Annotated in this window: 28 protein-coding genes; 18 read left to right on the top strand and 10 right to left on the bottom strand. The window is 69.8% G+C overall.

What is annotated here, in order from left to right; translation table 11 throughout:
• Positions 1-2: 2 nt before the first annotated feature.
• The 3 genes from AMYNI_RS0110895 to AMYNI_RS0110885 are packed head-to-tail and all read left to right on the top strand — an operon-like array spanning position 3 to position 1,968.
• Positions 3-1,187 (top strand): ABC transporter ATP-binding protein, encoded by a 1,185-nt coding sequence (locus tag AMYNI_RS0110895; protein WP_020668041.1) that lies wholly within the window; start codon positions 3-5, stop codon positions 1,185-1,187.
• Positions 1,188-1,234: 47 nt separating this feature from the next.
• Positions 1,235-1,537, top strand: a complete 303-nt coding sequence (locus AMYNI_RS0110890) for a transcriptional regulator (protein WP_020668040.1) — start codon at positions 1,235-1,237, stop codon at positions 1,535-1,537.
• Positions 1,534-1,968 carry a type II toxin-antitoxin system VapC family toxin gene (locus tag AMYNI_RS0110885; protein WP_020668039.1) on the top strand — a complete coding sequence of 145 codons (435 nt, stop codon included), beginning with the start codon at positions 1,534-1,536 and terminating at the stop codon, positions 1,966-1,968. The genes AMYNI_RS0110890 and AMYNI_RS0110885 overlap by 4 nt, the downstream gene beginning before the upstream one ends.
• Here the strand turns inward: AMYNI_RS0110885 and AMYNI_RS0110880 are convergent.
• Entirely contained in the window at positions 1,965-2,537 is a 573-nt protein-coding gene (locus tag AMYNI_RS0110880; protein WP_020668038.1) for a TetR/AcrR family transcriptional regulator, read from the bottom strand. The genes AMYNI_RS0110885 and AMYNI_RS0110880 overlap by 4 nt on opposite strands.
• A gap of 97 nt (positions 2,538-2,634) precedes the next feature.
• On the opposite strand from AMYNI_RS0110880, the gene AMYNI_RS0110875 reads away from it, so the two are divergent.
• Both AMYNI_RS0110875 and AMYNI_RS0110870 read left to right on the top strand, forming a co-directional pair.
• Complete coding sequence (locus AMYNI_RS0110875; protein ID WP_020668037.1) at positions 2,635-3,561, top strand: NmrA/HSCARG family protein; 927 nt, start codon at positions 2,635-2,637, stop codon at positions 3,559-3,561.
• A 34-nt stretch (positions 3,562-3,595) separates the two neighbouring features.
• Positions 3,596-4,225 (top strand): class I SAM-dependent methyltransferase, encoded by a 630-nt coding sequence (locus AMYNI_RS0110870; RefSeq protein WP_020668036.1) that lies wholly within the window; start codon positions 3,596-3,598, stop codon positions 4,223-4,225.
• Here AMYNI_RS0110870 and AMYNI_RS0110865 read toward each other — a convergent pair whose 3' ends face one another.
• A complete protein-coding gene (locus tag AMYNI_RS0110865) occupies positions 4,226-4,900 on the bottom strand; it encodes a TetR/AcrR family transcriptional regulator (protein WP_020668035.1) in 675 nt (224 codons plus the stop codon).
• A 102-nt stretch (positions 4,901-5,002) separates the two neighbouring features.
• Here AMYNI_RS0110865 and AMYNI_RS0110860 point away from each other — a divergent pair, with 102 nt between their 5' ends.
• Positions 5,003-6,508: an MFS transporter gene (locus AMYNI_RS0110860; RefSeq protein ID WP_020668034.1), complete on the top strand. Its 1,506-nt coding sequence runs from the start codon at positions 5,003-5,005 to the stop codon at positions 6,506-6,508.
• A 68-nt stretch (positions 6,509-6,576) separates the two neighbouring features.
• On the opposite strand, the gene AMYNI_RS0110855 is transcribed toward AMYNI_RS0110860, so the two are convergent.
• From AMYNI_RS0110855 to AMYNI_RS0110840, 3 genes are all read right to left on the bottom strand, one after another.
• Positions 6,577-7,419 (bottom strand): chromosome partitioning protein ParB, encoded by an 843-nt coding sequence (locus AMYNI_RS0110855; RefSeq protein ID WP_020668033.1) that lies wholly within the window; start codon positions 7,417-7,419, stop codon positions 6,577-6,579.
• A gap of 2 nt (positions 7,420-7,421) precedes the next feature.
• Positions 7,422-8,069: a metallophosphoesterase family protein gene (locus tag AMYNI_RS0110850; RefSeq protein WP_020668032.1), complete on the bottom strand. Its 648-nt coding sequence runs from the start codon at positions 8,067-8,069 to the stop codon at positions 7,422-7,424.
• Between the two features lie 198 nt (positions 8,070-8,267).
• Entirely contained in the window at positions 8,268-9,356 is a 1,089-nt protein-coding gene (locus tag AMYNI_RS0110840; protein WP_026360289.1) for a magnesium and cobalt transport protein CorA, read from the bottom strand.
• 341 nt (positions 9,357-9,697) lie between these two features.
• On the opposite strand from AMYNI_RS0110840, the gene AMYNI_RS0110835 reads away from it, so the two are divergent.
• The 3 genes from AMYNI_RS0110835 to AMYNI_RS0110825 all read left to right on the top strand — a co-directional run bounded on the left by AMYNI_RS0110835 (position 9,698) and on the right by AMYNI_RS0110825 (position 13,054).
• A complete protein-coding gene (locus AMYNI_RS0110835; RefSeq protein ID WP_020668029.1) occupies positions 9,698-10,201 on the top strand; it encodes a MaoC family dehydratase in 504 nt (167 codons plus the stop codon).
• Positions 10,202-10,234: 33 nt separating this feature from the next.
• Positions 10,235-11,341, top strand: coding sequence for a DUF2332 domain-containing protein (locus AMYNI_RS0110830; protein WP_020668028.1), 1,107 nt, complete (start codon positions 10,235-10,237; stop codon positions 11,339-11,341).
• 87 nt (positions 11,342-11,428) lie between these two features.
• Positions 11,429-13,054 (top strand): acyl--CoA ligase family protein, encoded by a 1,626-nt coding sequence (locus AMYNI_RS0110825; RefSeq protein WP_020668027.1) that lies wholly within the window; start codon positions 11,429-11,431, stop codon positions 13,052-13,054.
• Here the strand turns inward: AMYNI_RS0110825 and AMYNI_RS0110820 are convergent.
• The gene (locus tag AMYNI_RS0110820; RefSeq protein ID WP_026360288.1) at positions 13,051-13,461 is read right to left on the bottom strand and encodes an NUDIX hydrolase; all 411 of its coding nucleotides are present in this window, start codon (positions 13,459-13,461) and stop codon (positions 13,051-13,053) included. The genes AMYNI_RS0110825 and AMYNI_RS0110820 overlap by 4 nt on opposite strands.
• A gap of 173 nt (positions 13,462-13,634) precedes the next feature.
• Between AMYNI_RS0110820 and AMYNI_RS48985 the strand changes: the two genes are divergently transcribed.
• The 6 genes from AMYNI_RS48985 to AMYNI_RS0110790 all read left to right on the top strand — a co-directional run bounded on the left by AMYNI_RS48985 (position 13,635) and on the right by AMYNI_RS0110790 (position 17,296).
• Positions 13,635-13,805 carry a hypothetical protein gene (locus tag AMYNI_RS48985; protein WP_157357320.1) on the top strand — a complete coding sequence of 57 codons (171 nt, stop codon included), beginning with the start codon at positions 13,635-13,637 and terminating at the stop codon, positions 13,803-13,805.
• 15 nt (positions 13,806-13,820) lie between these two features.
• A complete protein-coding gene (locus AMYNI_RS0110810) occupies positions 13,821-14,381 on the top strand; it encodes a PH domain-containing protein (RefSeq protein ID WP_020668024.1) in 561 nt (186 codons plus the stop codon).
• Between the two features lie 151 nt (positions 14,382-14,532).
• Positions 14,533-15,390 carry a PHP domain-containing protein gene (locus AMYNI_RS0110805; RefSeq protein ID WP_211225485.1) on the top strand — a complete coding sequence of 286 codons (858 nt, stop codon included), beginning with the start codon at positions 14,533-14,535 and terminating at the stop codon, positions 15,388-15,390.
• Positions 15,391-15,393: 3 nt separating this feature from the next.
• Positions 15,394-16,020: a MarC family protein gene (locus AMYNI_RS0110800; protein ID WP_020668022.1), complete on the top strand. Its 627-nt coding sequence runs from the start codon at positions 15,394-15,396 to the stop codon at positions 16,018-16,020.
• A 45-nt stretch (positions 16,021-16,065) separates the two neighbouring features.
• Complete coding sequence (locus AMYNI_RS0110795; protein ID WP_020668021.1) at positions 16,066-16,932, top strand: RecB family exonuclease; 867 nt, start codon at positions 16,066-16,068, stop codon at positions 16,930-16,932.
• A 61-nt stretch (positions 16,933-16,993) separates the two neighbouring features.
• Positions 16,994-17,296, top strand: a complete 303-nt coding sequence (locus AMYNI_RS0110790) for a hypothetical protein (protein WP_169515733.1) — start codon at positions 16,994-16,996, stop codon at positions 17,294-17,296.
• Between the two features lie 7 nt (positions 17,297-17,303).
• Here the strand turns inward: AMYNI_RS0110790 and AMYNI_RS0110785 are convergent, their stop codons facing one another.
• The 3 genes from AMYNI_RS0110785 to AMYNI_RS0110775 are packed head-to-tail and all read right to left on the bottom strand — an operon-like array spanning position 17,304 to position 21,180.
• A complete protein-coding gene (locus AMYNI_RS0110785) occupies positions 17,304-18,182 on the bottom strand; it encodes an alpha/beta fold hydrolase (RefSeq protein ID WP_020668019.1) in 879 nt (292 codons plus the stop codon).
• Positions 18,179-19,537 carry an Rv3212 family protein gene (locus AMYNI_RS0110780; protein ID WP_020668018.1) on the bottom strand — a complete coding sequence of 453 codons (1,359 nt, stop codon included), beginning with the start codon at positions 19,535-19,537 and terminating at the stop codon, positions 18,179-18,181. Before AMYNI_RS0110780 ends, AMYNI_RS0110785 begins: the two co-directional genes overlap by 4 nt.
• Positions 19,538-19,572: 35 nt before the next feature.
• A complete protein-coding gene (locus AMYNI_RS0110775; RefSeq protein ID WP_026360287.1) occupies positions 19,573-21,180 on the bottom strand; it encodes a DEAD/DEAH box helicase in 1,608 nt (535 codons plus the stop codon).
• 531 nt (positions 21,181-21,711) lie between these two features.
• Here AMYNI_RS0110775 and AMYNI_RS0110770 point away from each other — a divergent pair.
• The 3 genes from AMYNI_RS0110770 (at position 21,712) to AMYNI_RS0110760 (ending at position 24,189) form a co-directional block, all read left to right on the top strand.
• A complete protein-coding gene (locus AMYNI_RS0110770; protein ID WP_020668016.1) occupies positions 21,712-22,365 on the top strand; it encodes a ferritin-like fold-containing protein in 654 nt (217 codons plus the stop codon).
• Positions 22,366-22,456: 91 nt separating this feature from the next.
• Positions 22,457-22,687 carry a DUF3107 domain-containing protein gene (locus AMYNI_RS0110765; protein WP_020668015.1) on the top strand — a complete coding sequence of 77 codons (231 nt, stop codon included), beginning with the start codon at positions 22,457-22,459 and terminating at the stop codon, positions 22,685-22,687.
• A 224-nt stretch (positions 22,688-22,911) separates the two neighbouring features.
• Positions 22,912-24,189 carry a heparan-alpha-glucosaminide N-acetyltransferase domain-containing protein gene (locus tag AMYNI_RS0110760; RefSeq protein WP_051116488.1) on the top strand — a complete coding sequence of 426 codons (1,278 nt, stop codon included), beginning with the start codon at positions 22,912-22,914 and terminating at the stop codon, positions 24,187-24,189.
• A gap of 61 nt (positions 24,190-24,250) precedes the next feature.
• Here AMYNI_RS0110760 and AMYNI_RS0110755 read toward each other — a convergent pair whose 3' ends face one another.
• Positions 24,251-24,583 carry a DUF4873 domain-containing protein gene (locus AMYNI_RS0110755; protein WP_020668013.1) on the bottom strand — a complete coding sequence of 111 codons (333 nt, stop codon included), beginning with the start codon at positions 24,581-24,583 and terminating at the stop codon, positions 24,251-24,253.
• Positions 24,584-24,612 lie beyond the last annotated feature (29 nt).

Genomic DNA, 24,612 nt, shown 5'->3' with positions numbered 1-24,612 from the left:
GCATGGCTGAGATCGTTCTCGACAAGGTGAGCAAGAAGTACCCCGACGGTGCGCTCGCGGTCTCCGAAGTGAACATCGAGATAGCCGACGGTGAGTTCATCATCCTGGTCGGCCCGTCCGGCTGCGGGAAGTCCACCACGCTGAACATGGTGGCCGGCCTGGAGGACATCTCCTCCGGTGAGCTGCGCATCGACGGCGAGCGGATGAACGAGAGGGCGCCGAAGGACCGGGACATCGCGATGGTGTTCCAGTCCTACGCGCTGTACCCGCACATGAGCGTGCGGGAGAACATGGCCTTCCCGCTGCGGCTGGCCAAGATGGCCGACGCCGAGGTCAAGCGGAAGGTCGACGAGGCCGCGCAGATCCTGGACCTGACCCAGCACCTGGACCGCAAGCCGGCCAACCTCTCCGGTGGCCAGCGGCAGCGGGTGGCGATGGGTCGGGCGATCGTGCGCAGCCCCAAGGCGTTCCTGATGGACGAGCCGCTGTCCAATTTGGACGCCAAGCTGCGCGGCCAGATGCGCACCTCGGTGTCGAAGCTGCAGAAGCAGCTCGGCACCACGATGCTCTACGTCACGCACGACCAGACCGAGGCGATGACCCTCGGCGACCGGGTGGTGGTGCTGCGGGCCGGCGACGTGCAGCAGATCGGCTCGCCGCAGTTCCTCTACGACCAGCCGGCCAACCTGTTCGTGGCCGGGTTCATCGGCTCGCCGTCGATGAACTTCGTGCCGGCCACGCTGGCGGACGGGCAGTTGCAGAGCCCGCTCGGCAACCACCCGCTGTCCGACCGGGTGCGCCGGCTGGCGGAGGCCGCGGACGCGCCGCGCGAGGTGATCGCCGGTATCCGTCCCGAGCACTTCGAGGACGCGGCGCTGCTGGACGACGCGCAGAAGGGCGGCGGAGCGACCTTCACCGCGCAGGTGGACGTGCTGGAGTCGATGGGCTCGGAGAAGTACGCCCACTTCACCGTGGAGGGGGAGCTGGCGAGTTCCTCCGAACTGGCCGAGTTGGCCGCCGACAGCGGGTCTTCCGACGTGCCGGGCGGGGGTTCGCAGATCGTCACCCGGCTGTCCGCGGCCTCCGCGGCCAGCGAGGGTGCGAGCGTCGAGCTCTGGTACGACACCGACAAGGTGCAGCTCTTCGACCCGGCTTCGGGTAAGAACCTCACCTATTCAGGCGAATAGCGGCTCGGGGACATGCATGCATGCAAGCAACTTGCTAGCATGCATGCATGTCCCAAGTCAGCTGGCGAGCCTCGGACGAACTCGTCGACCGTGTCCGTCGCGCCGCCGAGAGGTCCGGCCGGAGCATGAACGAGTACCTGACCCGGGTGCTCGACGCGGCCACGAACCCGGACCTCGCCGGCGACGAGATGGAACGGATCCGCGAGCGGCTCGACCGGGTCGGCCTGCTGGTCAAGACGACCCCGGTCGCGTCAAGGCCGGACCCGGAAGCGGTCGCCAGGGCCCGCAAGGCGGCCGGTAAGGGCAAACCGCTTTCCGACTTCGTCATCGAAGACCGCGGCGACCGGTGAGCACGTTCGCCGATACTTCGGCACTGGTCAAGATCTATGCGGACGAGCCGGGTGACGAATACGTCCGGTCGCTGCGGGGATTGATGATCTCGGAGATTTCGCGGGTCGAGGTGCCCGCCGCGCTGTGGGGGAAGCAGCGAACCGGCGCGTTGACCGCGGAACAGGTCCGGCTGCTGGTGAACGAGTTCGAGGCCGACTATCGGGGCACGCCGGAAAGCCCGGCGCGGTTCAGCGTCGTGCAGGTCTCAACGCTCGTGCTTGAGGTGGCGGCCAGGCTGACCGGGGTGCACGGGCTTCGCGCCTACGACGCGGTGCAGCTCGCCACCGCGCAGCTGGTGGCCTCCACCGAACCCGGCTGCCGTTCGTTCGCGGCCTTCGACAAGCGACTTCGCGATGCTGCGGCGGCCGAAGGCTTCCAGCCGGTGCCCTAGTCCCCGTCCCGCGGGCTCAGTCCCGCGACGGCCAGCCGGAACAGCCGGTCCGCCCTGGCGGCGTGGTCGGGGTGGTGTTCCGTGGCCAGCACGATGCCGACGATCAGCGTGATCAGATCCGCGACCGTGACGCCCGCCGCCACCGCGCCATCCCGCGCGGCGCGGAGCAGCAGTGGGCCCGCTGCCACTTCCAGCGCCGACGAGCAGCTGTTCTCGTGCACGGATTCGACTTCTGCACCGTCGTAGGCCAGCGCGGCCGCCAGGCCCCTGGCGGAGACGCAGTAGGTGACGACCTCGCTGAGCCATTCCAGGAGTGCGTCCCGGCTGTCACCCCGGCCGGTCAGATCGTTGGCGCGGACGCACAGGGCTTCGATCCGCTTCCCGGAGACCGCCTCCAGCAACGCGCGGCGGGTGGGGAAGTGCCGGCGCACGGTCGCCGAGCCGACTTCCGCGGTGCGGGCGATCTGTTCCAGGGAGGCGCCGGCACCGTGCGCGGCGACCTCCGCCTCGGCCACGGCGAGGATCCGCGTGTAGTTGCGCCGGGCGTCGGCGCGCTGACCTTCGGGCATGGCGTCCTCTCGAAGCTTGCTAAGTGGCGGGCCCCGCCGTATCGTACCGGTAAGGAAACGGCGGGCCCCGCCGTTTAATGAATGCCCGAGGAGCAGCATGTCCACAGGTTCCGCGCCCGTCCTGGTCACCGGTGCCACCGGCAGACAGGGCGGCGCCACCGCCCGCGCCCTGCGCGCGGCCGGCGTTCCGGTCCGCGCGCTGGTGCGCGACCCGGCCACCGACCGGGCCAAGGCCGTCGAGGCACTCGGCGCCGAGCTGGTCACCGGCGATCTGCACGACCGCGATTCCGTGCTCCGGGCCGCCAAGGGTGCCCGCGCGGTCTTCTCCGTGCAGATGCCCGGCATGACCGCGGAAGGCCCCGATTTCGCAGGGGAGGTGGCACAGGGCGTCAACCTCGTCGAGGCCGCGAAGGCTGCCGGAGTGCCGCAGTTCGTGCACACCTCCGTCAGCGGCGCAGGGCAGCACACCGAAACTCCCGGCTGGGACGAAGGCCGCTGGGCTTCGATGGAAGCAACCCTCGGCGCCAAGAGCGCGATCCAGGACCGGGTCCGCGCGGCCGGCTTCCCCCGCTGGACGCTGCTCAAGCCGGCCTTCTTCATGGAGAACTTCTTGCCGTCCATGGCTTTCCTGTTCCCGCGCGGTATCGAAGGCGGCCTGGTGAGCGTGGTGAAACCGCAGACCCGGTTGTCACTGGTCGCGGTGGCGGACATCGGCAGGGCGGCCGTCGCGGCGATCACCGCGCCGGAGCGGTTCGACGGGGTCGAGCTGGAATTGGCGAGCGACTATCTCTCGATGACGGAGATCGCCGAGGTCCTTTCCGGTGCCGTTGGCGCGAAACTGTCCGCGCCGGAGATGACCGAGGAGGAGGCTTTCGCCGCCGGAATGCCGGCGATGGGCGCTTCGCACGAGTGGCTGAACGCGGCGGGCCAGCCGGCCCGCCCGCAGTACGCGAAGGACCTCGGCATCCCGCTCACCAGCTTCGACGCGTGGGCGCGGGAGCACCTGCGGGCCGAAAAGCTGTAGCCGCCACCGCGCCCGGTCTCCTAGTTTCGCTGCCATGACAGCGGATCCGAAGGAGACCGTCCGGCGCGGTTACGACGCGGCGTCCCGGCACTACCGGGCCGACGACGCCGGAGACGGCCAGTACGGGCCGTGGCTGGCCAGGCTGTCCGAGGTGCTGCCCGAGCGGGGACGGGTGCTCGATCTCGGTTGCGGCTGCGGGATTCCGGTCTCCCGCGCGCTGGCCGCGACCGGGCACGACGTGACCGGGGTCGATCTCAGCGACGTGCAGATCGCCAGGGCCCGCGAGCTGGTTCCGGCCGCGACCTTCCACCGCGCCGACGCGACCGCGCTGCGCTTTCCCGCGGACTCCTTCGACGCCGTGGTGTGCCTGTACGTGCTGATCCACCTCCCGCTGCCGGAGCAGCCGGCGCTGCTGAACCGGATCGCGGGCTGGCTCCGGCCGGGCGGCAGGCTGCTCGCCACCACCGGCCACCGCGCGACCACGGGTGCCGAGTCTGACTGGCTCGGCAGCGGCGCGACCATGTGGTGGAGCCAGGCCGACGCGGAAACCTACGATTCCTGGCTTGGCGAGGCCGGGTTGCTGGTCGAAGACCGCGACTTCGTGCCGGAGGGCGACGGCGGGCACGCGCTGTTCTGGGCGCGGCGCGCGTCGGCGCCTTCCTAGTCAGCGGCGGTTCCACCGCCAGCTGCACATCACTTCTTCCAGCGCGTCCTCGTCCAGCGGTTCCTGGGTCAGGTCGGTGGGCGCGCCGGGCTGGGCGCGCAGTCCGTCGAGCAGCAAGCTGAGGTAGCGCCGCCACAGCTCGGGCTGGACCTCGTGGGTGTACTCGGCCACCCCGCCGACCATCTGCTGCACCATCGGCAGGTCGGTGGCCCGCACGTCCGGCCGGAGCTTGCCGGCCCGCTGCGCCCGCTCGAAGACCTCGGTGATCGGCGTGGCCAGCCGGAGGCGGGCCTGCTCCACCTGGCCGTGCCCGAACTCCTTGCTCAGCATGATCTGCCGGAGCCCGCGGTCGGCGGTGTGCATCTCCGCGGTCTGCCACATGAACTGGACCAGGCCCGCCCACGGGTCGACCTGCTTCAGCGCCTGCTCGGCGAGCTTGCCGATCTCGTCCAGCCGCTCCGCGAACATGGCCTCGACCAGGTGTTCCTTGCTGGGGAACCGGCGGTAGACGGTGCCGACGCCGAGGCCGGCGTGGTGCGCGATGTCGTCCAGGGTGGCTTCCAGGCCGCGTTCGCCGAAGACCTGCCTGGCGGAGTCGAGGATGCGGCGGCGGTTGCGTTCGGCGTCGCGCCGCAACGGCCGCGCCGAAGCGGCGGGACATGTGTCCCGGGTCATGGCCCGATTCTAGCACTAAGTAGAGGCATCATCTCCGTTTCGTTGGTAACGTGCTGAGCTAAGGGGAGAGAACTACTCCACATAGCTTGCAAGGGGAAATCCATGGCACAGTCAACCGCCGCGCTCGCGCCAAGACCCGAGGCCGGGCCGGGGCACGCCGACCGGCAGCACGCCCGCCGCTGGCTGATCCTGGGGGTCATCGGGCTGGCCCAGCTGATGGTCGTGCTGGACGCGACCATCGTGAACATCGCGCTGCCCTCGGCCCAGCAGGACCTCGGCTTCAGCAACGAGGCCCGCCAGTGGGTGGTCACCGCCTACGCGCTCGCTTTCGGCAGCCTGCTGCTGCTCGGCGGCCGGGTGGCCGACCTGTTCGGCCGCCGGCTGGCCTTCCTGGTCGGCCTCGCCGGGTTCGCCGCGGTCTCCGCGATCGGCGGGGCGGCGAACGGGATCGAGATGCTGCTGGTCGCGCGGGCCGCGCAGGGCGTGTTCGCCGCGTTGCTCGCACCGGCCGCGCTGTCGCTGCTCACCACCACCTTCACCGATCCCAAGGAACGCGGTAAGGCGTTCGGCATCTTCGGCGCCATCGCGGGCAGCGGTGCGGCGATCGGCCTGCTGCTCGGCGGGGTGCTGACCGAGTACCTGGACTGGCGCTGGTGCATGTTCGTGAACGTCATCTTCGCCGTGCTGGCCTTCGCCGGTGGCGCGGTGCTGCTGCGCGAGCGGCCGGTCACCGGGCCGAGGCCCAAGCTGGACGTGCCCGGCACGGTGGCCGCTTCGGCTGGTCTGTTCGCGCTGGTCTACGGGTTCGCCAACGCCGAGTCCGACTCCTGGTCCTCGGTGTCGGTCTGGGGCTTCCTGCTCGCCGGCGTGGCCATGCTCGCGGTGTTCGTGGTGCTGCAGAACCGTTCCGCGCACCCGCTGCTGCCGATGCGGGTGCTGCTCGACCGCGACCGGGGCGGGTCGTACCTGGCGATGTTCCTGATGAGCGTCGGGATGTTCGCGATCTTCCTGTTCCTGACCTTCTACCTGCAGCTGAACCTCGGCTTCTCGCCGATCACCAGCGGGGTCGCCTTCATGCCGATGGTGGCGACGCTGATGATCGGCGCGACCAGCGCGACCAGTGTGCTGCTGCCGCGGTTCGGGGCACGGCCGTTGGTCGGGCTCGGCATGCTGACCGCGGCGGTCGGCATGGTCTGGGTGAGCTGGATCGACGTGCAAAGCACGTACCTGAACGGCGTGCTGTTCCCGCTGATGATCGTCGGCCTCGGGCTCGGCCTGGCGATGGCGCCGGCGATGAGCGTGGCCACGATGAACGTGGCGGCCGCCGACGCCGGGGTCGCGTCGGCCACGGTGAACACCGCCCAGCAGATCGGCGGCTCGATCGGCACCGCGCTGCTGAGTACGCTGGCCGCGAACGCCACGGCCTCGTTCACCGCCGGTAAAGCGCCCACCCCGCAGCTGATCGCCGAGGCGTCGGTGCACAGCTACACCACCGCGTTCGGCTGGTCCGCGGTGATCTTCGCGGCCGGCGCCGTGATCTGCGGCCTGCTCCTCCGCCCCGGCGTCCCCGTCCACACCGAGTCCTCTCCCCCCGCCGTCCACATGTGACGACTTGCAGCGAAGGCCACCTTGCCTGCGTTCAACGCAGCGAAGGTGGCCTTCGCTGCATCAGCGGGTCAGCGGCGGGAGCGGAGGGTTTCGATGACGTCGTCGTCCCAGCGGTGGGTGCGGATCAGCCGGTAGCGCTCGCCGGCGACCCACATGTACGCCTCGGCCTCGGTGCGGTCGCCGACCAGGTCGGCCTGGCGCAGCATGCCGACCACCGGCACGTACTCCTCGTCGTACCAGCGCTGGGCCACCGTCGCGCGATCCAGGAACGCGCCTTCGTCCTGCATCAGCCGGAAACCCCACGCTTCGATGTGCTCGCCGAGGTGGGCGTAGTTCCACGGGTCGGAGACGATGATCGCGGCGCGGGCCTGGCCGGTCAGCGGAACGCGTTCCAGGAAGAGCCGCCGGTAGTCCTTGACGATCAGATCACCGCGGTAGCGGATGCCGGCCGGGTTCAGCTTGGTCCGCACCTCGGTGACATAAGCCTCTATTGTGGACAGTCCGAGCGCGTGCGCCACGGAGACCCGGTGGTGGCCGTCGGAGATGAAGTGCAGTTCGCCGATCCGGTACACCTCGATCGGCGGGATCTCCTCGCCGCGCCGGGCGGCCAGCGCGAGACGCTCCCACCGCTGCCGCACCCGGCCGGAAGTGGGCCGGAACCGGCGGTCGAAGTCGCGGCCGCGGTCCACGCTGCCCACGATCGAGTCCAGCCGGATCACCCGCAGCCCGATCCGCCGCTCGCTGAGGTAGCCGAGCGCGTCCACCACCTCGTGGAACGGCAGCATGATGTTCACGTCGTCCGGCTCGCGGCGCAGCCAGGTCGCCAGCCGGGACAGCACCTGACGGCGGCGCGCGCGAAGGAAGTCGTGTTCCGCGTCCGCGCGCGGGAAACCAGTGTCCTTGGCGTTCATAGTCAGAACTCCATGATCTGCTTGCCGACCACGTTGCGGACCCGGGTGCGGCCCATCCGATGCTCCGGGAGATGCTCGCCGTACGGATGGATATGCCCGTGCAGCAACCATTCCGGCTGCAGTTCCTGGACCGTCCGGTGCAGACAGTGGAAACCGCGGTGCGGCGGATCTTCGCGATCGCCGACGCCGAGCGGGGGAGCGTGCGTGAGCAGGACGTCCACCCCGTGCCCGTCCCGGCGGCGCTTGCGCTTCGCCGAGCGGACCAGCCGCCTGGCACGGCGGGCCTGTTGCTTCTGCGTCCATTGGTTCGGCCCGTCGTTGTAGCGGACCGAACCGCCGAGCCCGGCGATCCGCAGCCCGGCCACGTCCACCACCCTGCCGTCCGCGTTGATCCCGCCGGCAGGGCCCGGCCATGTCGCCGGGAAACCGTCCCGCATGGACAGTCCGCCGTACCGGGTGAAGCCGGTCAGGTCCGGGTCGTGGTTGCCGGGCACGAACACGCACGGCCGGTCCACCGCGCCGGCAAGGAACTCCAGGTACGAGTACGGCAGGTCGCCGGCGCCGAGCACGAGGTCGACCGAGCACTCGCGGGCCGCACCGGCCCACAGGCACTCGTCGACCTCGTCGGCGACCACCAGCGCGCGGAGCATGCGACCAGGGTAAGGCCGCCGCTCAGGATCGGCCCTGCGCGAAGCCGGGGTCCTGCGCGATGATCGCGACGATGACCACGATCCAGACCAGCGCCAGCGCGAGCGCCCAGAACTTGATGTTGGTGAACAGACGTGCCATGACAAGGTCCTCCTGCGAGAGGTATTCGGGAAGGAACGGGTGCGCGGCGGGTCAGGCCGCTAGAGCCATCGGTTCTTCCGGAATATTCGGTAGAGCAGGAGGCAGACGCCGAGAATCACGCTGACCGTGAGCGGGTAGCCGAAGCGCCAGTGCAGTTCCGGCATGAAGTCGAAGTTCATCCCGTAGATCCCGGCCCCCGCGGTGGGCACCGCGACGATCGCCGCCCACGCGGTGATCTTGCGCATGTCCATGTTCTGCTGCAGCGTGATCTTGGCCAGGGTGGCGTCCACCAACGTGGTGAGCAGCTCGTCGAAGCTCACCACGCGCTCGGACACCGTGGTCAGGTGGTCGTCCACGTCGCGGAAGTAGGACCGCACCTCGTCCGGGATCAGCCGGGTGTAGCCCTCGGCCAGCCGCTTGAGCGGGGTGGCCAGCGGCATCACCGCGCGGCGGAGCTCCAGCACCTCGCGCTTCATGAAGTAGATCGTTTCGGCGGTCACCGAGGAGCGCGGCGCGAACACCAGCGTCTCCATGTCGTCGATGTCGCCTTCCAGCCGGTCGGTGACGTCCAGGTAGTGGTCCACCACGTGGTCGGCGATGGCGTGCAGCACCGCGGACGGCCCGTGCCGCAGCGTCTCCGGCTCGGCGTCCAGCTCGCTGCGCAGCCTGGCCAGGCCGGAGTGGTTCCCGTGCCGGACGGTGACGATGAAGTCCCGGCCGAGGAAGGCCATCAGCTCGCCGGTCTCCACGATCTCGTTCGCCGTGGTCGGCGACTCGTGCGCCACGTACCGGACGGTCTTGAGCACCATGAACAGGATGTCGTCGTACCGCTCCAGCTTGGGCCGCTGGTGCGCGTGCACCGCGTCCTCGACGGCCAGCTCGTGCAGGCCGAAGGTGTCCGCGATGCCCTGGATCTGCTCTTCGTCCGGCTCGTGCAGCCCGATCCAGACGAACCCGTCACCCCGGCGCCGGACCTCCTTGATCGCCTCGTCGTGCGTCCAGCGCCCGCTCAGCCGCTTGCCGTCGACGTAGACCGCGCAGTCGACGACATACGCGGACAGCGGCACCGGCAACGGGCGCTCGGCGGCACGGTTCGGGCGGCCGTTACCCCGGCCGCGAAGGCCGCCGAGGGACGGGATAGCAGGCATGGCTTCTCCTGGACGCGGTCGTGCGGGTGGCTACGACGCGCCGGGCGGGAAGTGCACCGCTCGGCACTGGACGTCTCGTCAAGCTGCCAGCGTCGGCGATCACGCGGAGGTGCCTACTAAGCGGAGAAGCAGGCCGCCGGCGGAACGGGAACGCTGGGCTTACTAGGGAGCGGACTATCGCCACTACTCATCTTGCGTTCCTCACCTCCTTGGGCCGGGGGCTTGTGACCGTATGTGTCCGCGCTCGCGTTGACGCGCGATCACCAATAGTTGAGGGTACTCCTCAGCATTCAAGCCTGTCGTTCCAGGCTCACCAGGCGTTACCCGGCGAGGAGGATTTCGTGCAGTTCGGGCGCTACTACGAGGAGTTCGAGGTCGGCGCGGTGTACAAGCACTGGCCTGGCAAGACGGTGACCGAGTACGACGACCACCTGTTCTGCCTGATCACGATGAACCACCATCCGCTGCACCTGGATTCGCACTACGCGCAGGAGACCACCGACTTCGGCAAGAACGTGGTGGTCGGCAACTACGTCTACTCGCTGCTGCTGGGCATGTCCGTGCCGGACATCTCCGGGAAGGCGATCGCGAACCTGGAGGTCGAGTCGCTCAAGCACGTGAAGCCGACCTTCCACGGCGATACCATCTACGGTGAGACCGAGGTGCTGGACAAGACCCCGTCGAAGTCCAAGGACGACCGCGGCGTGGTGTACGTGGAAACTCGCGGGTACAAGCAGGACGGGCTGATCGTCTGCACCTTCCGCCGCAAGGTGATGGTGCCGAAGCGTTCCTACGGCGAATCGCGCGGCGGTGAGCAGCCCGGCCGTCCCGTCCCGCACGAGTAACGCCCATCCGGGTGAGAGGCAGGGGAGTGGCCGATGGGCCAGGGGCTGGACGAGATCAAGCAGCGGCTGCGCGCGTTCGCCGAGCACGAGACGGCCGGGGTGTCCCCGCTCTACGAGCACCTGGCGGGCAAGGCGGCCGAGGACGACGAGGTCGCCGGGCTGCTCACCACCGCGGCACCGGGCGAGGCGCGCGGCACGCTGCTGATGGCGGTCGCGCACCGGCTGATCCAGGCCGACCCGATCCACCCGCTGTCCCGCTACTACCCGTCGCTGGGCGGGTTCGACGGGGTGGACGGCGAGACCTGGCCGCTGTTCCGCGAGTTCCTGCTGGAGCGGGCGGACAAGGCGCGGGCGCTGATCGAGGCCAGGTACACGCAGACCAACGAGGTGCGCCGGGCCGCGCTGCTCTACCCCGCGGTGGCGATGGCGGCCAAGCAGGCCGGCGGGCCGGTCGGGCTGCTCGAGGTCGGTTGCAGCGCGGGGCTGCTGCTCGGGATGGACAAGTACGGCTACCGGTACCAGTGCGACGGCGGTGAGCAGCTGGTCGCCGGCCCGGCCAAGGCCGCCGTCGGGCTGCACTGCTCGATCGAGCTAGGCGAGGGCGCGGCGCTGCCCAAGGTGCCGAAGAAGCTCGCCATCGCGGCGAAGATCGGGCTGGACCGGGCCCCGGTGGACGCCGGGGACGAGGACGAGCTGGCCTGGCTGGAGGCGTGTGTCTGGGCCGACCAGCCGGACCGGATCCGGCTGCTGCGCACCGCGGCCGCGGCACAGCGCAAGGATCCGCCGGAGCTGGTCGCCGGGGACGCGGTGGCCGACCTGGCGGCGACCGTCCGGCGGCTGCCCGCGGACCTGCCGCTGGTCCTGCTGACCAGTCACATCCTGACCTACATTCCGCAGGAGCTGAGGCTTCGTTTCCTTGCGGAGGTGGAAAAACTGGCCGCTGAACGTCCACTGTGGTGGGTCAGCCAGGAGGCGTACGAGGCGGCGCTGAAGTACGTGCTGCCCGGTCGCGACGAGCTGGCCTTCCGTGCCACCGGGCAGAGCGTGCTCGGCCTGGTGCACTACTCCGGCGGCAAACCCGCCGCCGACCTACTGGCCCAGACCGCTCCACACGGCCAGCGCATGACCTGGCTCGCCTGAGCACGTCCGAATGCAGCGAAGGCCACCTTGCCTGCGTCCAACGCAGCGAAGGTGGCCTTCGCTGCGTGTTGGGGTGAAGATGTGGCGATGAGCGAGTCGAGCACCTGGTTCACGCCGCTGACGCCGCTGGCCTTTCTGGAACGGTCGGCGGAAGTGTTCGGCGACAAGGAGGCCATCGTCTACGGCGAGCGGCGGGTCACCTACCGCGAGTTCGCCGCCGAGGCCACCCGGCTGGCGAACGCCCTGCGCGCCACCGGGATCGAGCCGGGCGACCGGGTGGCCTACCTGCTGCCGAACATCCCGGAGATGCTGGTCGCGCATTTCGCGGTGCCGCTGTCCGGCGGGGTGCTGGTCGCGGTCAACACGCGGCTCGCCCCGGCCGAGATCCGGCACATCCTGGCGCACTCCGGCGCGAAGGTGCTGGTGGTCGATGCCGCGCTGCATCCCTCGGTCTCGCCGGTCGCCGACGAACTGGACCTGCGGGAGATCGTCACGGTCACCGACCCGGCCGCCGGCGCCACCGCCGACCCGCAGCTCGGCGGCATCTCGTATCAGGACCTGCTCGCCCGCGGCAGCGACGAGCCTGACAACCCACTGCGGTGGACCGTCGAGGACGAGCGCGGCACCATCTCGATCAACTACACCTCGGGCACCACCGGCCTGCCCAAGGGCGTGAAGTACCACCACCGCGGCGCATACCTGAACTCGCTCGCCGAGATCATCCACTCGCGGCACACGCCGGAGTCGCGCTACCTCTGGACGCTGCCGATGTTCCACTGCAACGGCTGGTGCACTACCTGGGCGGTGACCGCGATCGGCGGCACGCACGTCTGCCTGCGCGCGGTTGACCCGGCGGAGATCTGGCGGCTGCTGGCGGCCGAGCGGGTCACCCATCTCAACGGCGCGCCGACGGTGCTGGTCGCGATCGCCGGCTCGGAGCATGCCCACCCGCTGGACCGCGAGGTGGTGGTGACCACCGCGGGCGCCCCGCCGAGCCCGACGGTGATCAAGCGGATGGCCGACCTCGGCACCCGGCTGGTGCACGTCTACGGCCTGACCGAGACCTACGGGCCGTACACGGTCTGCGAGGCGCAGGACGGCTGGATCGGGCTCGACCTCGAGGCCCGCAGCAGGCTGCAGGCCAGGCAGGGGGTCGGCATGATCGTCGCGGACCAGGTGCGGGTGGTGGACGAGGAGCTGCGCGACGTGCCGCGGGACGGGGTCACCATGGGCGAGGTGGTGATGCGCGGCAACAACGTGATGGCCGGGTACTTCAACGACCCCGAAGCCACTGAGAAGGCCTTCCGCGGCGGCTGGTTCCATTCCGGCGACCTCGGCGTCTGCCATCCGGACGGCTACGTCGAGCTGAGGGACAGGGCGAAGGACATCATCGTCTCCGGCGGGGAGAACATCTCCACCATCGAGGTCGAGGTGGCCCTCGACTCGCATCCGGCGGTGCTCGAGGTGGCCGTGGTCGGGGTGCCCGACGAACGGTGGGGCGAGCGGCCCAAGGCGTACGTGGTGCTGCGGCCGGGGGAGTCGGTGACGGTGGACGCGCTGCTGGAGCACGTGCGCGGGCAGATCGCCAGGTACAAGGTGCCGGACCGGGTCGAGTTCGTGACCGAGCTGCCCAAGACCTCCACCGGCAAGATCCAGAAGTTCCAGCTGCGGGAGCGCGAGTGGTCCGGCCGCGCCACCCGTGTGCAGGGCTAGCCGGGCAGCAGGCGCCAGCCGGCCAAGCAGTCGGTGAGCCCGGTGACGAGCCGGCCGTCGCGGTCCAGCGCGGCATATTCGGCCGCGTCCACCCAGCGGGCCGCTGCCGCGTCGTCACCTGCACGTAACTCTCCGCCACGTACGGTGCACCGGTAGTCGTGAATTTCATACGGTCCGCGGACGACCGTGCCGGCAAGTGTACCCGGGATCACTATCAGGCCCGTTTCCTCGGCCATTTCCCGGATTACCGCCTCGATGTCCGATTCACCCTCTTCCACCCGTCCACCAGGGAGTGACCACAGGCCCCGGCCGGGATCGTTCGCCCGCCTGATGAGCAGCAGGCTGCCGTGCTGGTCATGCGCTATGCCGCCGACGCAGCGCACCGGAATTCGCGTGGTCCGTCCCATTCGCCGAGCGTAACCGGCAGGTTGATCACCGAGATATACACGGAGAGTAGCCGTGCGGTACCATCTCAGCTGGACACTGACCCAAGCGCGGGACATTCCTCCCGCAACGGTGCGCAGTGCGGTACAACGTAACTGGTGACCTTGCTAGACCGGTGCCCACGTAAGAGACGGGATTGATCGCTGTGAACGTCAAAAAGATTGCCACGTTCGCGGGTATCGCGTTGGTTTTGTTCTTCGTGATCGCCCAGCCAGGGAGCGCCGCAGGTCTCGTCGGCAACATCGTCGGCTTCCTCCGCGACGCGGCCGAGTCCGTGATCACGTTCGTCAGCAACGTGTTCAGCTGAGCCGACGCCTAACACATGTTCGCACCCCGCGACCCAGACGAGTATCTGCTCGACACCGAGCGGCGGGTCATCCGGATCCGCCGCCACTGGGCGTATCTGCTGTGGGACAGCTTCGAGTCCGCCGCGCTGATCGCGGTCTGCGTGATGGTCTCGTACCTGCTCCCGCCCTCGTTGTGGGTGGTGCAGAACATCCTCTGGTACGCCGCGCTGCTGATCGTGCTCCGCTTCGCGTACATCGTGATGGAGTGGTGGGTCGAGCGACTGGTGGTGACCGACAAGCGCTTCGTGATGACCACCGGGGTGTTCACCACCAAGGTGCTGATGATGCCCATCAGCAAGGTCACCGACCTCACCTACCAGCGCACGGCCACCGGCCGGATGCTCGGGTACGGCACGATGGTGGTGGAGTCCGCCGGTCAGATCCAGGCGCTGAACAAGATCGAGTACCTGCCGCAGCCGGAGGAGTTCTACGACACGATCTCTGAGCTCGTCTTCGGCGACAAGCAGAAGCAGGCCGAGCGGTTCTCGATGATCAAGGCGCAGCGCGCGGCGCGCGGCAAGAAGATGGTCGGCTGACGGACAGCGAAAGCCGAGTCGTTCTCCCGATGTCCATCCCAGGAGATCGCGGTGCGAGTTCTCAAACGTACGCTGAGAGTCCTGGCACAGTTCGGCTGACCAGGTCATACCGGCCGTGACGGGCCCTTCGTGGTAGGACAGAATGGGCCCGATGCGCATCGACCTGCACGCCCATTCGACGGCCTCCGACGGCACGGACAGCCCTGCCGAGCTGGTGGCCGCGGCCGCCGGTGCCGGACTCGACGTCGTCGCCCTCACCGATCACGACACCACCGCCGGCTGGGGGCCGGCGACCGACGCGCTGCCGCCGGGGCTGACCCTGGTGCCCGGCGCGGAGCTTTCCTGCGTCGCCGACGAGCAGGGTCGCGGGATCAGCGTGCACCTGCTCGCCTACCTGTTCGACCCGGCCTCGGCGGCGATCGTCGCCGAGCAGCAGCGGTTGCGCAGCGAGCGGCGGGCCCGGCTGCGCACGATGGCGATGCGGATGGCCGCGGACGGGCTGCCGGTGGACCCGGACGAGATCTTCGCCCTGTTGCCCGAGGACGCCCCGGCCGGGCGCCCGCACCTGGCGCAGGCGCTGGTCCGCGCGGGGCTGGTGAAGACCGTGGACGAGGCTTTCGCGGAGTACCTGAGCAACGGCCGCGGTTACTACGTGGCGCGGCAGGACACGCCGGTGGAGACCGCGATCGAGATGATCACCGCGGCCGGCGGGGTCACCGTGCTCGCGCACCCGTACGCGTATTCGCGCGGATGGACCGTCTCCGCGGAGACCATCGCGAAGATGGCCGGGCACGGGCTGACCGGGATCGAGGTCGACCACCCGACGCACGATCCGGCCGCCAGAACCGAACTGCGCGGGCTGGCGAGCGAGCTGGGCCTGCTGCGCACCGGGTCCAGCGACTACCACGGCACGAACAAGACCATCGGCCTCGGGGACGAGACCACCGATCCGGAGGAGTTCGAAGCGCTGGCCGGCAAGGCGTCCGGCGCCAACGTCCGGGTGGGCTGATCGTTGGCGCTGCAGGATTTCTTCGACGCCAAGCTGTTCATGGAAGCGACCATCACGCTGGTCGTGATCATGGACCCGCCGGGCACGGTGCCGGTGTTCCTCAGCCTGACCGGGCGCAAGTCGCCCGCGGTGCGGGCCAAGGCGGCTAGGCAGGCAGTGCTGGTCTCGCTGCTGGTGATCACCCTGTTCGCGGTGGCAGGCCAGGCGATCCTGTCCTACCTCGGTATCGGCATCCCGGCCCTGCAGGGGGCCGGCGGGCTGCTCCTGCTGCTGATCGCACTGGACCTGCTGACCGGCAAGGGCAGCAACGACCCGGAGGTCGCCGAGGACGTCAACGTGGCGCTGGTGCCGCTGGGGACCCCGCTGCTCGCCGGGCCGGGTGCGATCGCCGCGACGATCGTGTTCGTGCGCCAGGCGAACGGGCACATCGGCGCCTACGTTGCGCTGGCGGCGGCCATCATCGCGGTGCACTTCGTGCTCTTCACCTGCATGCGCTACTCCGGCGTGGTGATCCGGCTGATCAAGGAAAGCGGAATCACCCTGCTGGCCAAGATCGCCGGTCTGCTGCTCGCTGCGATCGCGGTGGAGCTGGTCGCGGACTCGGTCCGCGGCTTCATCGCGGGCACCTGAAGCGAGTGCAGGTTTTCAAACTAGGCTGTCACCCGGGGTGATGTGATGGATCAGCTGGGGTTCGACTTCGGGGGACAGCAGCCGCGCAAGCTGACCAAGGTCAGCCCGGCGAGGCTGGCCACCTTCGAGGACTGCCCGCGCCGCTACCGGATGACGTACCTGGATCGGCCGCCGCCCAAGCGCACCGGCCCCTGGGCGCACAGCACGCTCGGCGCGGTGGTGCACAACGCGTTGCGGGCGCTGTTCGACCTGCCGGCCGGCAAGCGGACCCCGCAGCGGGCCGCGACCCTGCTCACCGAGCACTGGAAGGACGCCGGGTTCGCCGACGCCGAGCAGGCCGCCACCTACCGCAAACGGGCCCAGGGCTGGGTTTCCGAGTACGTGGAGCACAACGACGTCACCAGCGACCCGATCGGCCTGGAGCGCTGGGTGTCCGCGCCGGTGAACGCGCAGACCGGCGAACGAGCCAACCCGTCCATGATCATCGAGGGCCGGGCGGACCGGATCGACGAGCGCGGCGGCGAGCTGGTGATCGTGGACTACAAGACCGGCCGCCGCCCGCCGGACGAGTACGAGGCGCGCAGCTCGCAGGCGCTCGCGATGTACGCGGTGGCCGCGGCGAAGACCCTGCGCACCCCCTGCCACCAGGTGGAACTGCACCACCTGCCGAGCGGTACGGTCGCGGTCGCGGAGCACACCGAAGACAGCCTGCGCCGCCAGCTCACCCGCGCGGAGGAGACCGCTGAGGATCTGCGGCTGGCAGCGGATACCCTGGCCGCGGGCGGGGACGCGCAGGTGCTGTTCCCCACCCGAGTCGCCAGGCGCTGCTCGTGGTGCGATTTCCGGCCGAGCTGCGCCGATGGTCAGCAGGCCGCTCCCGCGGCCAGCCCCTGGGACCTGCTGGCACCCTAGTTCTCGTTGCGGATAAGGAAAAAGATCCTCGTTGGGACCGGACACGGAAGAGCTTGAACCGGTGCGTTCACCGGCACGGCACAACGCGCGGCCATCGGGCCGCTGGTGGCGGGGCCTCAGCGGCTCGTTCGCCGCCGGTCTGCTGGTGCTCGCCGTGGTCGTGGCCGGGGTGGCGCTGGTCGCGCTGCTCAACGGCGCGCCGGGGCCCGGCGCCTTCTCGCTGATCGGTCATCTAGTCGCTGCGGTGATCGCACTGTTCGCGCAGCGCGTGGTGGACCGGCGTCGCGGCACGGCGGCCGGCGTCGCGGCCGGCGTGGTGTTCGCCGACGTGGTGGCCGTTCTGCTCGTTTTCTGGTGGCTCTGAAGAACTTTCAGCTCTCGAGCCAGGCGTGCCAGGTTGGCAGCAAGGTCGCGAGCAACGCGGCCGGGTTCTCGGTGTTGGGCGAGTGCGCGGCGTCCGGGATCGCCGCGAACGGCGCGTCGAGGCGCCCGGCCATGGCCCGCTGATCCGGCACGCTCCACGCGTCGTCCTGCTCCCCGGCGACGACCAGGCAGGGAATGGCCGCCGCGGTGAGCGCTCCGGCCAGCTCGGTGACCAGGTCGGGTTCGGTGCGCAGGCCGTGCGCCATGCCCAGCAGTGACGGCGCGCTGGAGGTGACGAAACGCGCGCGGAGGAAGTCCTTCAGCTCGGCGGGCAGCAGCGCCCAGGCCGGGAACTGGGCGCTGACCCGCTCGCGCACCGCGTAGGCGGCGGACAGCCCGTTCTCGCGCAGCATCGGCTCACCGAGGGCCAGCGCGTCCAGGCGCACGCCGTCGGGCAGGTGCCGCGGCCCGCTGTCCATCAGGGTCAGTCCGGCCACCCGCGCCCCGGCCAGCACCGCGCCGCGCGCCACCAGGCCGCCGTAGGAGTGCCCGAGCAGCAGCACGGGGCCGTCCGCGGTCAGCGATTCGATCAGCTTCGCGATCACTTCACCGAGCGCGGCCGGCAGGTAGGCGGACTCGTCCGGCGGCCCGCCCGACTCGTGCTGCCCGGGCAGATCCAGTGCCACCGCACGGAAACCGGCCGCCGCGATGCCGTCCAGCATTGGCGTGAAGTCCTCTTTGGACCCGGTGTAGCCGGGCACCAGCAGCACGGTCGCCGCCGCCGGCACCCCCGCGCTCAGCGCGGCGATCGGGCCGTACCGGCCGTCCAGGGTGATCCGCGAACCGGTGTGCGCGGTCAGCTGGCCGAGCGGGGCACGGCCGCTCATTTCAGTGCTGCCAGCAGGTCACCGCGCTGTTCGAGCAGCACCGGCCCCAGCGAACCCAGCCGCACCGGGCCGGAGTAGCCGTGCCGGTCGACGCCGACCGTGCGCAGCGTGGCGCCGGTGGTCTCGTCCAGCACCGCGAGCCCGCCCTTGATCGGCACCACGAGCTGGTTCGCGAAGATGACCCCGGGACCGAGCGTGCTCTCCAGCGTCCACCTCGGAGTCAGGTCGGATTTGGCCAGTGCCAAGGTTTTCGAGCCGGTGAACCAGTAGACGCCGTCCTTGGTGGTCGAGGTGGTCGCTACCCCGCCGGGCGGGTCCTGCGTGAGTTCCGCGGCGGGCAGGTCCAGCGGGTAGGCCGCCCGCTGGTTGCCGTCCGCGCCGTAGAGCACCAGCAGCTTCTGCTCCGGAAGCACGATCGCGGCGCTGTCGCCGGACATCGCCACCAGCTTCGCCGAATGCCCGGCCAGCACCGCGCTGAACACGACCTTCGGCTCGTCTTCCTTCTCCCCGGTGGACTTGAACACGGTGAACCGGTCCGTCACGTCCCCTTCGCAGCGTTCGATCACGCCCACCTTGCCGTTCGCGGCGGCGACCGAGCCGTAGGTGCAGCCGGGACGCGGTTGCTTTTCCGGGTTCACCAGCGCTGGGACCTGGCCGTACTCCATGCTCTTGACCAGGTCGTCGCGCCAGGTGTTGAGCAGCTTCCGGCCGGTGGCGGTGACGTGCGAGCCGTCGCTGACCAGCCGGGTACCAAGCTCGGCGTCGCCGTTGCGCTGCGCGGTGCGGCGGCCGGTGCTGGGGTCGAGCTGGGTGACCTCGCTGCAGCCGGTTTCCTTGCGGTACACCGCCAGCGCCCGTGACCAGGCCGAGCCTACGGTGCACAGCGGCAGGTCACGGGCATAGCGCCAGCGGGGCTCGCCGGTGAACGGATCGCGGCCGAGCACCTCGCCGCCGTTGCCAGTCACCACGCTGGTGCCGTCGGCCACCGGAACCGGGGTGGCCTGGCTCGGGACCTGCCACAGCTCGGTCAGCGAACCGGGCACCGCGTCCGGCGCTGCCGGCGGCACCGGACCGGAGGCCGCGGTCTCCGAAACGGTGGCGCGGTGGTCGCTGCCGGCCCAGACGAGCACCCCGGCCAGCACGCAGACGAGCACGATGACCAGCACGGCCAGCCGGTCCCGCCCGCGGTTCCACGGAGACGGCCTGCTCTTCCGGGTGGCGGAGTGCTGGGGCGGGCCGGCCGTCTCCGGCCTGCCCTCCAGCACGTCCTCCACACCGATCGCGGTCTCCGCGTCGCCGGACTGCTCGGAGTCCTCAGGCCTGCGGTGCCGTCCTCCAGAAACGGGCTCGCTCACGTTCGCTGCTCCCGGGTCGGCGGTACTAGTGGCCCCTAGTCTGCCGAAGCGGGTGTATCGGAGCTGTTCGAGGTGTCCGGGGAGCGACGGCGGCGGCGACGGCGAGCCGGGCGCTCACCGTTCTCGCTCGCCTCCGCGGTGCGCGCGTTGTCGGACGGACCGGAGGCGGCAGGACCGGAGGTGTCCGCGGCGGGCTTGCTGCCGCCCCCACGGGTCCGGCGGCGGCGCGGCCTGCCGCCGTTTTCGCCGGACTGGCTCTCCGCGCCCTTGCCCTCGGTCTTGGCGGCGTCGGCGGCTTCGATCTCGGCCGCCTTGTCCGCACCACCACGGGTGCGGCGGCGCGGCGTGCGGCTGCGGCTGGTGTTCGCCGGCTCCGCGCGGCCACGGCGCTTGCCGCCGAAGTTCTCCTCCGGCTCGGAGGCGAGCCCGGCGCGGGTGCGCTTGGCCAGCGGCAGCCGCCCGGTCGCATCCGCGGGAATGCCGAGGTCGCTGAACAGGTGCTTGGAGGAGGAGTAGGTCTCCACCGGCTCGGGCTGGTCGAGGCCGAGCGTGTCGGAGATCAGCTTCCAGCGCGGCATCTCGTCCCAGTCGACCAGGGTGATCGCGACCCCGGTCTTGCCGGCCCGGCCGGTGCGGCCGATCCGGTGCACGTAGGTCTTCTCGTCGTCCGGGGTCTGGTAGTTGATCACGTGCGTGACGTCGTCAACGTCGATGCCGCGGGCCGCGACATCGGTGGCGACCAGCACGTCAACCTTGCCAGCGCGGAACGCCCGCAGCGCCTGCTCGCGGGCGCCCTGGCCGAGGTCACCGTGCACGGCAGCGGCGGCGAACCCGCGCTCGGCGAGCTCGTCGGCGACTTTCTGCGCGGTGCGCTTGGTCCTGGTGAAGATCATGGTGAGGCCGCGGCCCTCGGCCTGCAGGGTCCTGGCGATCAGCTCCGGCTTGTCCATCGAGTGCGCCCGGTAGACGAACTGCGTGGTGCGCTCGTGGATGGCGCCCGCGTCGTTCTCCTCGGCCCTGATGTGCGTCGGCTGGTTCAGGAAGGTGCGGGCCAGCGTGATGATCGGGCCCGGCATGGTGGCCGAGAACAGCATGGTCTGGCGCTGCTCGGGGACCATCCGGAGGATGCGCTCGATGTCCGGTAGGAAGCCGAGGTCGAGCATCTCGTCGGCCTCGTCCAGCACCAGGCCGCGGACCTTGCCGAGCACCAGGTGCTGCTGCTCGGCGAGGTCGAGCAGCCGGCCGGGGGTACCGATGACCACGTCCACGCCCTTGCGCAGCGCCTCGATCTGCGGCTCGTAGGGCCGGCCGCCGTAGATCGCCAGCGTGCGCACGTCGAGGTGCTTGCTGGCGCCCTCGAGGTCCTTGGCCACCTGGACGCACAGCTCACGGGTGGGGACCACGACCAGCACCTGCGGGGTGCCGTCGCCGGGGATGGTCAGCCGCTGCAGCAGCGGCACGCCGAAACCGAGGGTCTTGCCCATGCCGGTACGGGCCTGGCCGATCAGGTCGTCGCCCGCCATCGCCAGCGGCAGGGTGAGCGCCTGGATGGCGAAGGTGCGCTCGATACCTGCGTCGGCGAGCGCGCGGACGATCTCCGGGCGGACGCCGAACTCGGCGAAGGTGGGGGACTCGGGTTCCACCGGCGCGCCGGCCTGCAACGGGTGCGCGGTCTCGGTCGGGGGTGGGCCGGTCTCGCTGTGCTCCAGCACGACCGGGTCGGTGTATTCGTCGTTCACGGACGGGTTCGCGGTCAGGGTGATCGCCTCTCTCATGCCAGCGCGCACGGCCTGGTCACTACTCGACACTCGACCGCGGGGGATTCGCTTCGGCTTCGCGCCATTGTGGCGGCGAAGCAGGTCCAGCGCGGGAATGCCGCTCGAGGCGTGCACGCACATTGTCTGTTGTGAACTTCGCCAAAAGTAGTGCCGTGGGCAGAATTTTTCGGCGTTATCCACCATCTCCGCATTCGCGGCGGCTCCCTCAGCGGTCTCGCCACCGGGTGACCTGCGTGTTCGCCAGGCCCGGGGGACTCGCTGCCGCGATGCGGTAGATCCTGTCAATACAATCCGAAGTGTACATCGCCGCTCTTCGATCACTGCACTTCGGTCGCGGTGAGTCCGCCGGATCCAACTGTGGGATCCCCCTCGCCCCGCTCGGGATACTCTCTCGCCGTGACCGAGGCGAGAGAGATCAGCGAAGGTGTCGTAGACCTGCTAGGCGTGCTCGCGTACGGCGAGCTGTCCGCGTTCGACCGGATGGCGGAGGACGCGCGAACCGCGCCCACGCTGGCCGGCCGGGCCGCTTTGGCCTCGATGGCGGCCGCCGAAATCGGGCATTACGACCTTCTCGTCAAACATCTCGCCGGGTACGGGGTGGCGATCGAGGACGCGATGACCCCGTTCGTCGCGCATATCGACGCGTGGCACGCCTCCACCGCGCCGAAATCGTGGCTGGAATCACTGGTCAAGGCCTATGTGGGGGACGGGCTGGCGGCCGACCTGTACCGCGAGATGGCGCACTGGCTGGACCCGCTGACCAAGGACCTGGTGCTCACCGTGCTGGCCGACACCGGCCATTCGGCCTTCGCCGAGCGTGAGGTCGCCGCCGGTATCGCGGCCGACCGCAAGGCCCGCGACAAGCTCGCGCTGTGGGGACGGCGGCTGCTGGGCGAAGCGCTCACCCAGGCGCAGTACGTGGTGGCCGAGCGGGACGGGCTGGCCGAGTTGATCGTGTCCGGCTCGGGCGATCTGTCGGGAATTGCCGCGCTGTTCCGGCGGTTGCAGCAGGGACACACCAAGCGGATGCAGGTGCTCGGCCTGGGTTGAACACTGCTGAGTACTGCGCCTCACCGGTAAAGAGTGGTTCGGCTAGCCTTGATCCCGGCACGAAACAAGCTACGTAAAGCGGAGGTCCCACGTGGAGGTCAAGATCGGCATCAAGGACACCCCGCGCGAGCTGGTGGTGTCCAGCGGGCAGTCTCCCGAAGAGGTGGAGAAGCTCGTCGCCGCGGCGCTGAAGAGCGGGGACGGTGTGTTCCGGCTCGACGACGACAAGGGCCGCAAGTTCCTGGTGCCGGCGGACCGGATCGCCTATGTGGAGATCGCGCCGTCGGACGTGCGCAAGGTCGGTTTCTCGGTCGGCGCCTGAACTTCCCGGCCGGTCCAAGTCACAGCGGCGTCACCGCGTGATCTCAGGTACCTCTCAGTTACGGTAGGAAGGATTCCCTTGGGAACCTCGCCGCCGAGCCGAGAGATGAGGTGGACGGCGTCACTCTGTCTGAACAGGAACACGCGCCAGCGGCCGCGTGGACCGGATATCACCACGGGCAGGCCGAGCCTGCCACCGACGTCGCGGATGTTGCTGTGCAGCCCGTGGGGGGCCGGAACCGCCTGAGCCAAGGGGAATCCCGCCGGGCGGACGTCGAACTCGGGCAACTGCCCCGGCGGCGTCCCCGCCTCACCGGCGTGGACGTCGCGCGGGGCATCGCGGTGCTCGGCATGTACGCGGTGCATGTCGGGCCGGACCCCGCCACCGGCGGCTGGGACCTGCTGTTCCTGCCTTTCGAAGGCCATTCCGCGGCGCTGTTCGCGGTACTCGCCGGGCTGTCCATCGCGCTGATGTCCGGTGGCCGTACCCCGAAACAAGGCCTCGCGCGGACCAAGGTCTCGCTGCGGCTGGCCACCCGCGCGGTGCTGCTGTTCGGCCTCGGCGTCTGGCTGACCTACCTCGACACCGGCTACCTGGTCATCCTCGCCTACTACGGCGCCTGCTTCCTGCTGGTGCTGCCGTGCCTGAGGCTTTCCGCGAAACCGCTGGCCATCGCCGCGCTCGCGTCCGCGGTCGTGCTGCCGGTGCTGTCGTTCATCCTGCGCTCGCAGATCTTCCCCAGGGACCTGGTGGTGATCCTGCCGGACATCACTCCGTACAGCTTCGCGCCCGGCGGCACGCTCGGCGAGCTGCTGCTCGTGCTGCTGCTGACCGGCACCTTCCCCGCGATCAACCTGATGACCTACATCCTCGCCGGAATGGCGCTCGGCCGGATGGACCTGACCTCGAACAGCGTGTGCCGCCGGCTGCTGTTCGGCGGCAGCGGGCTGGCCGTGGCCGGGTACCTGGTGTCCTGGCTGGCCACCTCGGTGTTCGGCGGACTGAACCGGATCTACCAGACGCTCGAGCCCGCCGCGGCGCAGGCCGGGATGACGCCCGCGGAGTTCTTCGAGCAGAACCGGCTGCTGCTGCACGGCACCCCGCCGACCACGAGCTGGGCCTGGGAGCTGCTCTCCACCGGGGCGTCCTACACGCCGTTCGACTTCCTGATCTCGATCGGACTGGCGGCCGCGGTGATCGGCGGCTGCCAGCTGCTCGCCCAGCGCTACCCGCGCGGACTCGGGCCGCTGGCCGACCTCGGCGGGCGGGTGCTGAGCGCGTACGTGCTGCACTTCGTGGCCATCGCGCTGCTCTGGCAGAAGGACGAGACGCCGTTCAGCGTGCTGCACTTCGTGGAGTTCTCACTGGTCGCGCTGACTGCCGCGGTGGCGTGGCGGCGCTGGATCGGGCGCGGTCCGCTGGAGTGGCTGCTGCACGTGCTGTCGAAGTGGCCGAACCACCTGCTCACCGACGACAAAATCCCCGCCCAACGCGGCAAATAGCCGACTTTTTGCCGCTTGGCGGCTCGGCCGGGATGGCAAAAAGTCGGCTATTTGCCCTGGGTCAGGGGTGCAGTGCTTCGACTTCTTCGAGCGTGGTGGGCACGTGGAAGGGCGGGGTGCTGGTGCCCATGATCCGGTAGCGGTCCCACGGGTCCGGGTCGGAGATCTCGCCGGTCGCGGTGCCGTCCGGGGTGCGGATCTCGGCCTTTTTCTTCTTGCCGCCGGCCAGCGCGGTCAGCTGCTCGTTCGCCTTGATCCGGCCGTACCAGCGGTAGTAGCCGTCGATCGGCTGGAAGTGCCCGCGCAGCTGCACCTCGACGGTGAGCTCGGTTTCGTCAACGACCAGGGTGGCGGTGCCGACGTAGCCGTCCTCGTCGTCGTGCTCTTCGCTCATCACGTTCTCCTTGTCCTCAGCGGTCCTCG

Source organism: Amycolatopsis nigrescens CSC17Ta-90, from assembly GCF_000384315.1.
In the GTDB taxonomy this organism is placed as follows: domain Bacteria; phylum Actinomycetota; class Actinomycetes; order Mycobacteriales; family Pseudonocardiaceae; genus Amycolatopsis; species Amycolatopsis nigrescens.
Note: the sequence above shows the minus strand (reverse complement) of the source record. Positions and strands in the feature narration are given on the sequence as shown.